General features: G+C 65.2%; 13 protein-coding genes and 1 tRNA gene. 7 read left to right on the top strand and 7 right to left on the bottom strand.

From position 1 onward, the window contains the following. Nucleotides 1–4 precede the first annotated feature (4 nt). Both ABWW33_RS27835 and ABWW33_RS27830 read left to right on the top strand, forming a co-directional pair. Complete coding sequence (locus tag ABWW33_RS27835) at nt 5–421, top strand: hypothetical protein (RefSeq protein ID WP_353404687.1); 417 nt, start codon at nt 5–7, stop codon at nt 419–421. 9 nt (nt 422–430) lie between these two features. After that, the gene (locus tag ABWW33_RS27830) at nt 431–691 is read left to right on the top strand and encodes a PAAR domain-containing protein (protein ID WP_353404686.1); all 261 of its coding nucleotides are present in this window, start codon (nt 431–433) and stop codon (nt 689–691) included. Between the two features lie 84 nt (nt 692–775). On the opposite strand, the gene ABWW33_RS27825 is transcribed toward ABWW33_RS27830, so the two are convergent. The 6 genes from ABWW33_RS27825 to ABWW33_RS27800 all read right to left on the bottom strand — a co-directional run bounded on the left by ABWW33_RS27825 (nt 776) and on the right by ABWW33_RS27800 (nt 7761). Beyond that, nucleotides 776–1966 (bottom strand): tyrosine-type recombinase/integrase, encoded by a 1191-nt coding sequence (locus tag ABWW33_RS27825; RefSeq protein WP_353404685.1) that lies wholly within the window; start codon nt 1964–1966, stop codon nt 776–778. Nucleotides 1967–2104: 138 nt separating this feature from the next. After that, nucleotides 2105–2194 (bottom strand) — tRNA-Ser (locus ABWW33_RS27820). 48 nt (nt 2195–2242) lie between these two features. Further along, on the bottom strand, nt 2243–4330 hold the full coding sequence (locus ABWW33_RS27815) for a putative bifunctional diguanylate cyclase/phosphodiesterase (protein WP_353404684.1): 2088 nt from the start codon (nt 4328–4330) through the stop codon (nt 2243–2245). 3 nt (nt 4331–4333) lie between these two features. After that, complete coding sequence (locus ABWW33_RS27810) at nt 4334–5500, bottom strand: EAL and HDOD domain-containing protein (RefSeq protein WP_176653597.1); 1167 nt, start codon at nt 5498–5500, stop codon at nt 4334–4336. A 247-nt stretch (nt 5501–5747) separates the two neighbouring features. Continuing rightward, a complete protein-coding gene (locus tag ABWW33_RS27805) occupies nt 5748–6365 on the bottom strand; it encodes a response regulator (protein ID WP_176653596.1) in 618 nt (205 codons plus the stop codon). 22 nt (nt 6366–6387) lie between these two features. After that, the gene (locus ABWW33_RS27800) at nt 6388–7761 is read right to left on the bottom strand and encodes a cache domain-containing protein (protein ID WP_353404683.1); all 1374 of its coding nucleotides are present in this window, start codon (nt 7759–7761) and stop codon (nt 6388–6390) included. A gap of 182 nt (nt 7762–7943) precedes the next feature. Between ABWW33_RS27800 and ABWW33_RS27795 the strand changes: the two genes are divergently transcribed. The 4 genes from ABWW33_RS27795 (at nt 7944) to ABWW33_RS27780 (ending at nt 12297) form a co-directional block, all read left to right on the top strand. Beyond that, a complete protein-coding gene (locus ABWW33_RS27795) occupies nt 7944–10016 on the top strand; it encodes a carbon starvation CstA family protein (RefSeq protein ID WP_176653594.1) in 2073 nt (690 codons plus the stop codon). After that, nucleotides 10016–10216 carry a YbdD/YjiX family protein gene (locus ABWW33_RS27790; protein ID WP_176653593.1) on the top strand — a complete coding sequence of 67 codons (201 nt, stop codon included), beginning with the start codon at nt 10016–10018 and terminating at the stop codon, nt 10214–10216. The genes ABWW33_RS27795 and ABWW33_RS27790 overlap by 1 nt, the downstream gene beginning before the upstream one ends. A 114-nt stretch (nt 10217–10330) precedes the next feature. Next, nucleotides 10331–11200: a ThiF family adenylyltransferase gene (locus tag ABWW33_RS27785; protein ID WP_353404682.1), complete on the top strand. Its 870-nt coding sequence runs from the start codon at nt 10331–10333 to the stop codon at nt 11198–11200. Continuing rightward, a complete protein-coding gene (locus ABWW33_RS27780) occupies nt 11197–12297 on the top strand; it encodes a nitroreductase family protein (RefSeq protein WP_353404681.1) in 1101 nt (366 codons plus the stop codon). The genes ABWW33_RS27785 and ABWW33_RS27780 overlap by 4 nt, the downstream gene beginning before the upstream one ends. A 17-nt stretch (nt 12298–12314) precedes the next feature. Here the strand turns inward: ABWW33_RS27780 and ABWW33_RS27775 are convergent, their stop codons facing one another. Continuing rightward, nucleotides 12315–13535, bottom strand: coding sequence for a glycosyltransferase (locus tag ABWW33_RS27775; protein ID WP_353404680.1), 1221 nt, complete (start codon nt 13533–13535; stop codon nt 12315–12317). A gap of 172 nt (nt 13536–13707) precedes the next feature. Here ABWW33_RS27775 and ABWW33_RS27770 point away from each other — a divergent pair. Next, nucleotides 13708–15729 (top strand): ATP-binding protein (locus ABWW33_RS27770; RefSeq protein ID WP_353404679.1); only part of this gene is annotated, 2022 nt, incomplete at its 3' end.

Raw genomic sequence — 15729 nt, 5'->3', positions numbered from 1 at the left:
CGCCATGAATGCTAACGCGGACCCGGTAACAAGAAAGATCCGCCTACACGAGGGCATGCAGTTCAAGCTGGATTCAGGAGTCTATTCGCCGCACACGCTATTCGCATTGACAGGGGCGTGTTCGTCCATGCTGGGCGGCAAACCGGTGCATTGCGCCGGCTTTCTGCCAGGCGTATCCCTACTCGTTCATGTCCTGCAACCTGCTGATCTGGACGGCCTTGACGCCCAAATGCGTTCGCTGTGGTCAAAGGCGCAGCTTCCCATCAAAGACTGGATCGAATTCGCCGAACGACTTCCCTGCCTGAGGGTTCCGGTCGATGGCGCCAGGATCACGCTGGCATTGGACAGGCTGCTCACCTTGGAAAAGGGCGTGGTGCAGTTTGACGCGTCGTTGCGCCACGCGGCCAACATCTCTGACTGAGGAAACAGCATGCGAAAAGTTATCCGTTTGAACGATCCCACCAGCCACGGCGGCAAAGTGTCGAGCGTCGCCGCCACCCACTTTACTGTCGGAGGCATCGCGGTCGCCCGAATTGGGGACAAGATCACTTGTCCGCTACATGGCGACGGCACAATCACCGAAGGCGATCCGCACCACACCATCGACGGTATCCGCGTCGCCTACGAAGGTCACAAGGCGAGTTGCGGCGCTACGCTGCAATCGACCGTGCCGAACTTCGGTCGAATTTGAAGCGCTGTCGTGTGAACGAATACAATTTATATAATTTATCTCGTTCCGCTCATTGCCTCGTGTTTCTTCGCGTGCGTGAGGCGGCTATACAGCGCAAAAATCGGCCCAGGCCTGCATCAACAGCACCCGCTTCTCAAGCAGGTCCCCGCGTCGATACGCGGCCTCCACCTTGTCCGGCAGGCTGTGCGCCAATGCATGCTCACAAACTTCCCGCGAAAACGAATTTCCCGCCGCTTCAGCACACCAGTCACGAAAGCTCGAACGAAAACCGTGCACCGTGATATCCCCTCGCCCCATGCGCCGTAAAACAAGCGTCATGCTCATATCGGACAAAGGCGTCTCCTTATCACGCCCAGGAAAAACAACGTCTCCTGTACGCTCCAGTGACCGCAGAAGGGCCATAGCGCCAGTCGAGAGAGGAATGCGATGTTCCTTCCCCGCCTTCATGCGTTCAGCCGGAATCGTCCACAGCTTCGCCTTCAGATCAATCTCGGCCCACGTCGCACCACGCAGCTCGCCGGATCGACACGCCGTCAGAATCGCAAACTCAATCGCGCGTGCGGACACGCCCTCGCGTTCGCGCAGCAGCTTCATGAAAGCGCCAATCTCAGTCCAGGGAAGTGCAGGATGGTTCTTCACCGGCGCGATCTTGTTCGGATTGGCCAGCAGGTTATCCAGGTGCCCGCGCCAGCGCGCCGGATTCTCGCCCTGTCTGAACTTGCTGACCGTCGCCCAGTCCAGAATGCATTCGATGCGTCCGCGCAGTCGCACCGCAGTCTCCGTCTTCTTGCGCCAGATAGGACTGAGCACCTTCACCACCAGGTCCGTATCGACTTCGGCCACCGGCAGCGCGCCGATCAACGGACTTGCGTAAGTCGCTATCGTGTTCTCCCATTGCGCGGCATGCTTGGCGTTCTTCCAGCTGCCGCGATGTGCATCGATGTAGGCCGCAGCGCACTGATCGAACGTGGTGCGCTTGGCCTGCGCCACCACATGCGCCGACCTGGAAGCGCGAAGTTCGGCCAACGGATTCTTACCATCGAGGAGCATCAACCTGCATTGCTTGGCGCGTTGGCGAGCCGCCGCAAGATCGATCGAGATCAAGGACCCAAGTCCCATCTCGTGCTCTTTGCCGGCCACCGCAAACCGAAAAATCCAGCTCTTGGTATGCGTGCGCGACACCTGCAGATAGAGACCTCCACCGTCGCCATGGTAGCCAGGTTTATCAAGCGCTTTGACCGCGAGCGCCGACAGCTTGTTGATCTTGGTAGTCACATCTACCCCCGCCTCTACCCCCGTCCTATAGCTAGATCATAGCGCACAAACCTGAACAGTCAAGGACATCGAATTTGAGATTTCTCCTATGAGAAGACGAAAAAAAGCCCCAACTTGTGGGGCTTGATGTTCAATATCTGGCGGAAGCGGTGAGATTCGAACTCACGAACAGTTTAACCCGTCGCCAGTTTTCAAGACTGGTGCCTTCAACCACTCGGCCACGCTTCCTAAGTGTGCGACATTATACAGATTTCACCCCGATAATGGCCGTTTTCATCACGCGGCCCTGCTGGATTGCCCCGGTGTCCAGTTTTCGCGCAGCGCCTGCTCGAATTCTTCCGCTCCCAACGGACGCGAGAACAGATAGCCCTGCACCTCGTCGCAGCCCGAATTTTTCAGGAACGCCAGCTGCTCGACCGTCTCCACGCCTTCGGCGATCACCTTGTGCTTGAGCTGCTGCGCGATGCTGATGATGGTGTTGGCGATCGCGCAATCGTTGGCGTCGCTCGGGATGCCGATCGTGAACGAGCGGTCGATCTTCAAGGTGTCGATCGGGAAGCGCTTCAGATAGGACAGCGACGAATACCCGGTACCGAAATCGTCCAGCGACAAGGTCACGCCCATCGCCGTGATCAGGTCCATGATGCCGATCACGCGGTCGATGTTGTGCATCAGCGTGCTCTCGGTGATTTCCAGTTCCAGCCACGACGGCTCCAGCCCGTAGCGGTTCAGCGTGTCCAGCACCCGCCCCGGCAAGGTCGAGGTGAACTCGCGCGCCGACACGTTGACCGCCAGCCGTATCGGCGGCAATCCCACGTCCTTCCACACCTTGGCCTGCGCGCAGGCCGCCTCCAGCACCCATTCGCCGACCTGCACCACCAGCCCGGTGGCCTCGGCCAGCGGGATGAATTCGGCCGGCGGCACCAGCCCGCGTTCCGGATGGCGCCAGCGCACCAGCGCTTCGGCGCCGATGATCTTGCCGCTGGTGATGGAGAACTTCGGCTGGTAATGCAGCAGCAGTTCGCCGTTGCCCAGCGCATGCCGCAGGCCCGATTCGATGCGCATGCGTTCCTGCATGCCCTGGTTCATGTCCTGGCTGTAGAAGGCGACGTGGTCGCCCTCGGCTCCGCCCTCCTGCTTGGCGCGGTACATGGCGATGTCGGCCAGCCGCAGCAGGGTTTCGGCGTCGCCGCCGTCCTGCGGATAGACGCTGATGCCGATGCTGCCGCCCACGCGCAGGTCGTGGCCGTCGATGAGGATGGGGGTGTTCAGCGTGGCCAGCAGTTTTTGCGCGACCATGCTGGCTTCGAAGTGCTGCCCCAGCTCGAACAGGCCGACCGCGAATTCGTCGCCGCCCAGCCGCGCCACCAGGTCCTGGTCGCGCAGCACGGCGCGGAAGCGGCGCGCCACTTCGCGCAGCAGCTCGTCGCCGATCCTGCGGCCCAGGGTGTCGTTGATCAGCTTGAAGCGGTTGAGGTCGATGAATAGCACGCAGCCGCTCAGCTTGCTGCGCTGGGCCACCGTCAGCGCCTGGTCGACCAGCTTGGTCAGCAGCGAGCGGTTCGGCAGGTCGGTCAGCGCGTCGTAGTAGGCCAGGTGGTGGATGCGCTCTTCCGCCATCTTGCGTTCGGTGATGTCGGTCAGGTAGGCGATCAGGCCGATCGAGCGGTCGTTGATGTCGCACAGCGGGGACAGCGACAGGCTGGCCCAGAACACTTCGCCGGATTTCTTCTTGCGCCGCACTTCCATCAGCCGGCCGCCCTGCGCCAGGAAGGCGTCGTCGAAGCTCTCGTCCTCGTCGTCGTACAGGAACAGGATGTTGCGGCCCAGCGCTTCGACCGCGGTGTAGCCGAACAGCCGTTCGGCGCCCTTGTTCCAGCTGATGATGAAGCCGTTCATGTCCATCGTCAGCACCGACTCGTGGATGTGGTCGAGGATCTGCGCCTGGTGCTGCAGCTGCGCTTCCACCTGCACGTAGGCGTGCGTCGAGCGCTGCGCCAGCGAATGCACCTGCAGCACGCTGGCCGCCAGCGAAGCCAGGCTGGCCAGGTGCTGGCGGTCGATGTCGGTGTAGTGCTGCTGGCGGCCGGAGACGACGAAGCGGCCGAAGTACTGGCCTTCGAAGACGATGTCCTGCGTCAGGCTCTGCACGGCGTCGTCGTTGGCAGCCAGCACCTCCTCCACCGGCGGATGCAGCAGCATGGCGTGGGTGTCGGCCGGCAGGAAGTCGCCCAGCGGACTGTTCATCACGCTGCGCACGATGCGTCCCAGTTCCTCGTTCAATGCGGTGCCCCGCAAGCGCAGCACCGCGTCGCACAAGGCCGCGCTGTTGCTGAGGAAGTCGGAGACGGGGTGCGCGAGCATGGTTTATATATTCCTGCTCACCTGGATCGCCCAGTGGTAAGCCTGCAGTTGCGCGCCCCAATAGGTCTCGTGATCGATGCCGGCCTTGGCCAGGCCGGCGCCGTCGTGTTTTTCCACCAGGCTGAGCAGCTCGCCCAGCGGGCCGCCGCGGTCCAGCAGCGCCATCACCACGTCCAGGTCCAGGCTCAGCGCGGCGACGATTTCCGTCATCGGCATGCCCAGCAGCACGTCCAGCAGCGAGAACACGCCGGCCACGAAGGCCATGTCCTGCTGATCGCGGTCCCAGCCCAGCGCCTTGCTCAGCGCTTCCATGTGCGCCGCCCGCACCGCCGCCAGCGGCAGCAGCGGATTGGTCATGCCGTCGTCCTGCTGGCGCGCGTACAGCAGCAGTTGCAGCCAGCGCTGCAGCTGGCGCCGGCCCAGCACGTTGATGGCCTGGCCGAAGCTGTGGATCGGCGAACTGAGCGCGAACGCGGCCGAGTTCACCAGTTTCAATAAATGGTAGGACAGCGCCGGATCCTGCTTCAGCAGCACTTCCAGTTCGCGCGAGTCGGCGTCGCGGGCCAGCAGGCCCAGCAGCGCCAGCAGGCGCTTGCGCGAGGTGCCGTCGCCGGCGTTCATGTCGTGCGGCGGATGCATGGCGAAGTCGCCCGTGAACCAGCTGAAGCCGGCCGCGGCGCATTCGGCGATGCGCTGTTCGCTGCCCATGCCGGTCGCCAGGTGCGGCCCCGGCTGGCCCACCAGCGCCAGCACCGGCGGCAGGGTCAGCGATGCGTCGTAGGCCAGCGACTTGGCGCCGCACAGGGTGGCGCCCATGCCGGCCACGCCGTCGACCATGATGCGGTAGCCGGCGTCGGCATAGCCGGCCAGTTTCTTTTGCACGGCCGCGTCGGCGCAGGCGTCGGCCGGCACGCGCAGGATCACGTGGCTGGCCGGCAGCGACTCCAGCTGGGACAGTTCCAGCTGCAGCGGATGGGGAACGGGGAGGATGCAGTCCAGCGGCGCCAGCGCGGCATACACGTCCGGCGTCTTGAGCAGGGTCAGCGCCGCCTGGAGGGGATCGCCGGACTCGGGAGACAATTCAAAAGCCAGCGCCACCCACTCATTATGAGCGTTGGACACCGCTTGCAGTTTCACCAGTGGAAACAGGCTGGATTCAGGCGCAGACATCAATATCTCATTGAGGGTAGTGCGCGCAATCTTAGATCACCCATTGACTTAAAGCAACCAAATACCATGTTGATAGTAACGTGATTAGCAATATGACCAGTATAGGACCAATTTACTGCGCGCGAAACATTTTCTTTTGCATAACGACAGTTACGATTACGTAACCGGCACAGGAATATAGCAGATATTGCCGAGCGAACACGCACTGTTAAAAATTGCTCACTGGTATGGCAAGTGGCACCCGGTTTTACTGGGCGTGCTGGACCGCGAAACGTATCAATTCGGCCTGCCCTTCGATGCCCAGCTTGCGCTTGATGTTGAGCCGGTGGGTTTCCACGGTGCGCACGCTGAGGTCGAGCGCGCGGGCGATCTGCTTGTTCGATTCGCCGTTGGCGATGTGGCGCAGCACCTCGTGCTCGCGCGAGGTCAGCTGGTTGTCCTGGTTCTGCGGCTGGGCCAGCTGGCGGGCCAGCGCGGCGCTGTAATAGATGCCGCCGGACATGACCGTCTCGATCGCCACCACGATATCCTTGCCCGGCGCATCCTTGAGCACATAGCCGCGCGCGCCGGCCTGGATCGCCTGCGACACGTACTCGAGCTTGTCGTGCATCGACAGGATCAGCACGGCGATGCGCGGGAACGCCTGCTTGAACTGGGCCGTCGCCTCGATGCCGTTGGTGCCGCGCATATTAATATCCATCAGCACCAGGTCGATGTCGCACTGGGCCGCCTGCTCCAGCGCCTCGGCCGCGCCGCCCGCCTCGGCCACCACCTGGAACTGCGGCATCGCCTCGAGCCGCGCGCGCAGGCCGTCGCGCACCAGCGGGTGGTCGTCGACCAGCAGGATTTTGATTGTAGCTGTCATCGTGTTCTGCTCTTTAACTGTTCTAACTGTTGTTGCCGGCAAACGCCGTGACCACCGTGCCGTCGGCCGATGACTGGATCCCGAAGCGGCCGCCGATGGCGTCCATGCGCTCCATCATATTGCGCAATCCGATTCCGCGCTGGGGATGCAGCGCGATGCCCTCGGCGTCGAAGCCGGCGCCGTCGTCGCGGATGGTCAGCGTGACGCCGCCCGCCCCGCCCGCGAGGCCGATCTCGATATGGCCGGCGCCGGCGTGGCGCTCGATATTGGTCAGCGCCTCCTGCGCCAGGCGGAACAGCACGGTGTTGGCGACGTCGGGCAACTCATCGGTGCTGCCGGATGCTGTGAAGTGTACCGGGGTTCCGCTGCTGAGGGTGTACTCCTGGCCCAGATGGTGCAGCGCCGCAGCCAGCCCGAGGTCGTCGAGGATGGCCGGCCGCAGGTTGTGCGAGATGCGCCGCACCTCGCCCATCACGTTGCTGAGCTGGTCCGCCGCATGCTCGAACACCTTCTGCGCCGCCTGCAGCTGGTCCGGCTGGTCCGATGCCAGGCTGTTGTTGAGCCGAATGATGCCGGCCTCGATCTGCAGCTTGATCGACACCAGCCACTGGCTGATGCCGTCATGCAAATCGCGCGACAGCCGCGCCCGCTCCTCCTCCTGCGACTCGACCACGCGCTGGGCCAGCACCTTGAGCTTGGCGTCGGCCACGCGCAGTTCGCTGATGTTCAGCGCCAGCCCGGAACTGGCCACCGCCACCGACGCGGCGATGGCGATCGCCGCGATCCACAGCATGGTGTTGTGGATGTTGCCGGACTGCTGGACGTCGACCTGGGCCAGCGCCCGGTCGACATCGTCCAGATAGATGCCGGTGCCCATCATCCAGCCCCATTTCGGCATGGCGATCACATAGCCGAGCTTGGCGACCGGCTTGCGGGTGGACGGCTTGACCCACATGTAGCGCTCCAGCCCGCCACCCGCGCGGGCCCGCCGCAGCAGGTTCTGGATGGTTGGCTGGCCCTGCTCGTCGCGCAGCTCGAACAGGTTCTGGCCCACCAGCTCCGGCTGGCGCGGATGCATCAGCGTATTGCCCTGCATGTCGTAGAGGAAGAAATAACCGTCGTCGCCGTAGCTGAGCGAGGCCAGGATGCGCTTGGCCTCGTTCTTGGTGGCATCGTCGTCGCGGCCCGACTCGTACAGGCTGGCGATCGAGTGCGAAGCCAGCGCGACGTAGTGCTTGAGCTCGGCCTCCTTGCTGCTCAGATAGGCTTGCTGGATGGTGGCGTGCTGCTGGCGCGCCAGCAGTTCCGACTGGTGGCGGACGGCGAAGGCGATCGCGCACAGCGCCAGGATCAGCGGCGTGATCGCCAGGAAAATAACTTTTTGCCGCAGTTTCATGGCTTTGTCTCGTAATTATTCTGTAGGCGCGATTCTACGCCCCCGGCGCGGCCGCCAGCCTACGTAGTGATACCGAGCGATAGTGCGTATTGGTGCGCTTGTACGGGTTATCAGCTTCCTGAATACTGATCATAAGCTGCCAAGATGCCATCGGAGCAGCGCCTGACCACCTTGGAGGAAGCATGAAAACATCAACACATCCCCTGGCCGGCAAGCTGGGCTGGGCCGCCCTGTCGCTATGCGGCGCGGCCGCGCTGGGCGTCATCGCCCTCAAGCGTGGCGAAGCGATCAGCGCCATCTGGATCGTCATCGCCGCCGTCTGCGTCTACCTGATCGCCTACCGCTTCTACAGCCTGTTCATCGCCGACAAGGTGCTGGGCCTGGACAGCAAGCGCATGACCCCGGCCACCCGGCTGAACGACGGCCTCGACCACGTGCCGACCAACAAATATGTGCTGTTCGGCCACCACTTCGCCGCCATCGCCGGCGCCGGCCCGCTGGTCGGCCCGGTGCTGGCCGCGCAGATGGGCTACCTGCCCGGCATGCTGTGGATACTGGCCGGCGTGGTGTTTGCCGGCGCCGTGCAGGACTTCATCGTGCTGTTCATCTCGATGCGCCGCGACGGCCGCTCGCTGGGCGACCTGATCAAGTCCGAACTGGGCCAGATCCCCGGCATGATCGCGCTGCTGGGCACCTTCATGATCATGGTCATCATCCTGGCGGTGCTGGCGCTGATCGTGGTCAAGGCGCTGACCGGCTCGCCGTGGGGCAGCTTCACCGTGATGGCGACCATTCCCATCGCGCTGTTCATGGGCGTGTACACGCGCTACATCCGCGTCGGCCGCATCGGCGAGGTGTCGATCATCGGCTTCGTGCTGCTGATGGCGGCCATCTTCGGCGGCCAGCTGGTGCAGGAAAACGCCGCGTTGGCGCCGATGTTCACCTTCACCGGCACCGAGCTGACCTGGATGCTGATCGGCTACGGCTTCATCGCCTCGGTGCTGCCGGTGTGGCTGCTGCTGGCGCCGCGCGACTACCTGTCGACCTTCCTCAAGATCGGCACCATCGTCGGCCTGGCGCTGGGCATCGTCGTGGTCGCGCCCTACCTGAAGATGCCTGCCATGACCAAGTTCATCGACGGCACCGGACCGGTCTGGGCCGGCTCGCTGTTCCCCTTCCTGTTCATTACCATCGCCTGCGGCGCCGTGTCCGGCTTCCACGCGCTGATCTCGTCGGGCACCACGCCGAAGATGATCGAGAATGAAAGCCACGCCCGCTTCATCGGCTACGGCGCGATGCTGATGGAATCGTTTGTCGCCATCATGGCGCTGGTGGCCGCCTCGACCATCGAGCCGGGCGTCTACTTCGCCATGAACAGCCCGGCCGCGCTGCTGGGCACCACGGCAGAGTCCGCCGCACACGCGGTGTCGCAGATGGGCTTCTACATCACGCCGGAAATGCTGACCCAGACCGCCAAGGACGTCGGCGAAGCGTCGATCATCTCGCGCGCCGGCGGCGCCCCGACCCTGGCCGTGGGCATGGCGCAGATCCTGTCGGGCGTGATCGGCGGCAAGGTCATGATGGCGTTCTGGTACCACTTCGCGATTTTGTTCGAAGCGCTGTTCATCCTGACGGCGGTGGACGCCGGCACCCGCGCCGGCCGCTTCATGCTGCAGGACTTGCTGGGCGCGTTCGTGCCTTCGATGAAGCAGACCGACAACGTGTTCGCCAACCTGACCGCGACCGGCCTGTGCGTGGCGGCCTGGGGCTACTTCCTGTACCAGGGCGTGGTCGATCCGCTGGGCGGCATCAACACCCTGTGGCCGCTGTTCGGCATCGCCAACCAGATGCTGGCGGCGATCGCGCTGATCCTCGGCACCTGCGTGCTGTTCAAGATGAAGCGCGCCAAGTACGCGTGGGTGACGATGGTGCCGACCGCGTGGTTGCTGCTGTGCACGCTGACGGCCGGCTTCCAGAAGATCTTCGACGCCAATCCCAAGGTCGGTTTCCTGGCGCACGCCGCCAAGTACCGCGCCGCGTTCGACGACGGCAAGCTGCTGGCGCCGGCCAAGTCGGTGGCGCAGATGCAGCAGGTGATCTTCAACGACTACCTGGACGCGTCGCTGGCCGGCTTCTTCGTGATCGTCGTGCTGAGCGTGCTGGTGTTCGGCATCCGCACCGTGCTGGTGGCGCGCGCCGCGTCGCAGCCGACCGCCAAGGAAAGCCCGGTGGTCTTGATCCCGACGGTGCAGTGATGTTGGGCGAAATCGCCAAGGCGGGCCGCTATCTCGGACAAAGCATGCGTCTGATGATGGGCCTGCCGGAATACGACACCTACGTCACGCACCGGGAAGCCACGCACCCGGGAGAGCCGATGATGACGTACGAGGAATTCTTCCGCGAACGCCAGGAAGCCCGCTACGGCGGAGCAGGCAAGCGCGGCGGTTGCTGCTAATAACCTGGGGACAGTTCAAACTGTCCCCGTTTTTTTTCGTTCGGCGGGAACTTTACAGCGTCCCCATGTGTCAAAACCTGTTGAGCCGCGTAGTCGGCAGTTTCCGGGAGACACATGTCACGCACGTTTTCTTATCAGCAGGCATTTGCCCGCAACATCGGCTGGGTCACGCAGGCTGAACAATCTATTCTCCAGGGCAAGCGCATCGCCATCGCCGGCATGGGTGGCGTCGGCGGCGTGCATCTGCTGACTTTGGCACGCCTGGGCGTCGGCACCTTCCACATCGCCGACTTCGACACCTTCGACATCGCCAACTTCAACCGCCAGGTCGGCGCCACCATGTCGACGCTGGGCCAGCCCAAGGTCGAGGTGCTGGCCAACATGGCGCGCGACATCAATCCGCAGCTGCACATCACGCGCTTCCCCGGCGGCGTCAACGACCACAATATGTCCGCCTTCCTCGAAGGCGTGGACTTGTACGTCGACGGCCTCGATTTCTTTGCCTTCGGCGCGCGCCAGGCCACCTTTGCCGCCTGCGCGCGGCTGCGCATACCGGCCGTCACCGCCGCGCCGCTGGGCATGGGCACGGCGGTGCTGACCTTTATGCCGGGTAAGATGACGTTCGAGGAATACTTCGGCTGGGGCGACCTGCCCGACGAGGAAAAGGCGCTGCGCTTCCTGATCGGCCTGGCGCCGGCCGGCCTGCATGGCGGCTACCTGGTCGATCCGTCCGCCATCAACCTGAAGGAGCGGCGCGGGCCGTCGACCATCATGGGCTGCGAGCTGTGCGCCGGCGCCGCCGCCACCGAGGCGCTGAAGATCCTGCTGAACCGCGGGCCGATATTGGCGGCGCCGCACGGTTATCATTTCGATGCCTATCGCAACAAGCTGGTGCGCACCTGGCGTCCCGGCGGCAACCGCCATCCGCTGCAGCGGCTGGCCATGATGCTGGTGAAGCGGCGCCGGCGCGGAGAGCAATCATGAGCAAGATGGAGCAGCACCTGGACGCCACGCTGGAACAAATCCTCGAACTGGCGCGCTGGGCGCCCAGCGGCGACAACACCCAGCCGTGGCGCTTTGAAATCCTCGACGCCCGCCGCCTGGTGGTGCACGGCCACGACACCCGCGACCATTGCGTCTACGACCTCGACGGCCATCCCAGCCAGATGTCGATCGGCGCGCTGCTGGAAACCATGGCCATCGCGGCCAGCGGCCACCAGCTGGAGATGCGCGCCACGCGCAACGAGCGCGCGCCCGACGCCCGCCCCACCATCGACGTCGAATTCGTGCCGGCGCCTGCGCTCGAGCCCGATCCGCTGGCCGACTTCATCCTGCCGCGCAGCGTGCAGCGCCGCCCGCTGAGCCGGCGTCCGCTGACGGCGCAGGAAAAAGCCGCGCTGGCTGCCGCGCTGCCGTCCGGCTACCGCGTGCACTGGCTCGAGGGACGCCAGCGCCTGGCGGCGGCGCGGCTGATGTTCCGCAACGCCAAGCTGCGCCTGACGATGCCCGAGGCCTGGCAGGTGCACAAGTCGGTCATCGAATGGAACGCCCGCTTCAGCGAGGACCGCATCCCCGACCAGGCGCTCGGCGTCGATGCCGTCACCGCCAAGCTGATGCGCTGGATCATGCAGCGCTGGCAACGCGTGGAATTCTTCAACACCTGGCTGGCCGGCACGGTGGCGCCGCGCCTGCAGATGGATTTGATCCCCGGCCTGGCCTGCGCCGCCCATTTCGTGCTGGCGGCGCCGCGCCGGCCGCAGCGCATGGACGACTACCTGGCGGCCGGGCGCGCCATGCAGCGCTTCTGGCTGACCGCCACCGCGCTGGGCCTGCAGCTGCAGCCGGAACTGACGCCGCTGATCTTCGCCCGCTACGTGCGCGACGGCCGCGTCTTCTCCAGCGCACGCGGCATGCAGCAGAGCGCGGCCGACCTGGCCCGGCAGGCCGCCGCGCTGGTCGGCGAGCAGGTATGGGAGGCGGCGGTGTTCATGGGCCGCATCGGCGCCGGCGAGGCGGCGCAGGCGCGCTCGCTGCGGCGGCCGCTGCGCGAACTGATCGTCGGCCCGGAGCGGGGCCGCTGAGGCGCCGCTCCGTTTTTTTATTCCTTGCTCCCCCCTTCGCCGGCGGCACGCGCCAGTACCTTCCTGAACCGCTCGCCGATGTCGTAGCTGCCGAACAGCGACGCCATCCGGCCGGCCGCCGCGCGCGCGGCCGGCTCGTCCACCAGTTCCATCACCCTGGTGCGCAGTTGCTCCTCGTTCAAGCGGTCCGAACGCAGCAAGACGCCGGCGCCGGCCGACACCACGCCGTGCATATTCAGGTACTGATCCAGGTTGCCGGCGATGCCCAGCACCGGCACCCCGGCCGCCAGCGCCTGCTGGCTGGTCGGGCTGCCGCCGTTGCAGATCACCAGCCGCGCGCGCCGCGCCGCCTCCTCGCCCGGCAGATAGTCGGCCGCGCGCGCGTTGTCCGGCAGCGGGCCGGGATCGACCTGGCCGGCGGTGGCGGCGATCACCTGCACCGGCATCGGCGCCAGCGCGCGCAGTATCTGCGGCAGCAACGCGCCCTGGCCCGAACTGCCCAGCGTCAGGTAGATGACGGGCGGCTCGGCCGCCATCGCGTCCCACCACGCCGGCAAGGGCGTCGGCGGCGACCAGGTGACCGGCCCCAGATAGGAGTGAGTGTCGGGCAAGTCGTGCGCGGGGAACATTTCCGGGATGTCCGAGTACAGCACGTAGTCGGCGTCGGTGTAGATGCGGCGCAGGTCGTGACCCAGCGACGGCAGGCGGTAGCTGCGCCGCACCTGGTTCAGCGGCATGCTGTGCAGCGCGAAAGCCAGCGGCTGCACCAGCCGGAACAGCGGATCCGCCAGCGCGATCGGCAACGCCCGCGCCAGCCCGATCGCCGGCACCTGGTAGTGCTGGCGCACGTACGGACTCCAGTAGGCATTGATCAGCGCCACGTACGGCACTCCGGCCCGGCGCGCGCTGACCGACAGCGACAGCCGGAAGTCGCCCACCACCACATCCGGCCGCACCGCCTGCAACACGCGCAAGTCGTCCTGCACGTACTGCTGCAAGGTGGCGGCGTCGTACACCGGCCGGCCGGCCGCCAGTGCCGCCAGGAAACGCTCGCTGGAGATGCTGTGCACCGTCCAGCTGCTCAGGTTGCTGCCCTTGAAGAACATTTCATAGCCGGCCGCGCAGGCGAAATGCACATCGTAATACCGCCGGTCCAGCGTTTGCGCCAGCGCCAACGGTCGTCCGACATGGGCGAGCGTGACCGCTTCGGCCAAAAACAGGATTTTTTTTCGTTCCATGCCCCTAGCTTGGGGGGCGTGGGAGGCTATTGTTTGAGAATCCTCAAAAGTGCGGGCCTTAGATACAGATCAACGTCGCAGGCAGGCGGAGGATATATTTTTCCTACTGGCACTTAGTGTTCTGTTTGCTGCGTCGACGATTCGGCGTTCACCGTTTGCAACCACCTAAGCAATGTTCAATTTCGAACGTTCCGGTCTGAGCCAGAAACTGACCATCATCTCGGTGCTGTCGACCGGCAGCGCGTTGATGCTGGTGTTCATCGCCTTTGCCGCGACCGCGGTGCTGAGCCGCACCGACGACGAGCGCAAGCAGCTGGCTTCGCTGGCCGGGGTAATCGGCAACAACAGCGTGGCGGCGCTGCGCAGCGCCGACCGCAGGCAGGCCGGGCAAACCCTGGCCACGCTGGGCGTGGCGGACGACGTCCGGCAGGCGGCGCTGTACGACAGCGAGGGCCGGCCGCTGGCCCGCTACATGGCCGCCGGCCTGTCCCCCGCCACCGAGGCGGCGCCACCCCTGCCTCCCCCTGCTCCTGCCCCGGTTGCCGGCGCCGACGTGAGCAGCGTGCGCGGCGGCACCTGGTGGGCGCCGACGCTGCGCCTGTACCGCCCGCTGCACGGCAAGGAAGACGAGCTGATCGGCACGGTGATGATCGAAGTCGCGCAAACCCGGATGTGGCTGGACATCCTGAAGAATATGGCGGCGGCGGCCGTCGCCGCCATCCTGTCGTTCATGATGGCGCTGCTGACGGCGGCGCGCTTCCGGGGCAGCATCGCCGAACCGGTCGCCAAGCTGATCACGGCGGCCCAGCAGGTCAGCCGCGGCCAGGCCACGGCGCGCATCGTCCACCAGCGCAGCGACGAGCTGGGCGCGCTGACCGACAGCTTCAACGACATGCTGGCCCAGGTCGAGGCGCGCGACGTCGCGCTGGCCGACTACCGCGAGCAACTGGAGCGCCAGGTCGGCGTGCGCACCGAGCAGCTGGAAAAGGCCAAGAACGCGGCCGAGGCCGCCAGCCAGGCCAAGAGCGCCTTCCTCGCCACCATGAGCCATGAGATCCGCACGCCGATGAACGGCGTGCTGGGCATGACCGAGCTGCTGCTGGCCACGCGCCTGACCGAGCAGCAGCGCCACTACACCAGCATGGTCAAGCGTTCGGGCGAGCACTTGCTGGTGATCATCAACGACATCCTGGACTTCTCCAAGATCGAGGCCGGCAAGCTGACCGTTGAATACATCCATTTCAATTTCCGCGAATTGCTCGACGATATAGACAACGTCTTCTCGCCGCAGGCGCAGGTCAAGGGCATCCGGCTGGAGCTGGCGGTGTCCAACGACATCCCGATCGCCATCTGCGGCGACCCCAGCCGGCTGCGCCAGGTCATCTTCAATCTGCTGGGCAATGCCATCAAGTTCACCGAAAGCGGCAAGATCACGGTCAAGGTCGCCGTGACGCAGGAGGATGCGCAAACCGTCGGCCTGCGTTTCGAGGTGCACGACACCGGCATCGGCGTCTCCAGCGACGCCCGCGCGCGCATCTTCGACTCGTTCTCGCAGGCCGACGGCTCGACCACCCGCAAGCACGGCGGCACCGGCCTCGGCCTGGCGATCTCCAAGCAACTGGTCGAGCTGATGGGCGGCACGATCGGCGTCGATCATGCGCCAACGCAAGGATCGATATTTTGGTTTGCCGTAAATTTCGACAAGCGCCGGGTTGAAGTCGATGACCCGTCCTTCCATCACACCACCCAGGAATGCCGCGTTTTGATTGTCGATGAGAACCCCACCAGCCGGACCGAGCTGGAACAATTGCTGCGCCGCTGGCATATCGCCGGCACCAGCGCGACCGCCCACACCGCCTTGCCTGCCCTGCGCCAGGCGGCGGCCGACGGCCGGCCCTACAACGTGGCGCTGCTGGACATGGAGCTGCCGCGCACCAGCGGCCTGGCGCTGGCGGCCGCGATCCGCGCCGCCGTCGATGCCGAGCCCGATCTGCCCAGCCCACGGTTGTTGCTGTTGAGCACGGATCGCAACGCCGCCGACAGCGTGCAGCGGCGCCAGGCCGGCGTCGCCTTCCAGCTGGTCAAGCCGCCGCGCGAGTCGGACCTCTACGATTGCCTGCTGCCGCCGGCCCGCCCGGCCGACGCCGGTCCGGCTCGCGCGGTGCCGCAGGCGGACCGCAGCGGGGCTGACGCC

The organism is Duganella hordei (assembly GCF_040369125.1).
Lineage (GTDB): Bacteria > Pseudomonadota > Gammaproteobacteria > Burkholderiales > Burkholderiaceae_D > Rugamonas > Rugamonas hordei.
This window is presented reverse-complemented; position numbering and strand designations above follow the sequence as displayed.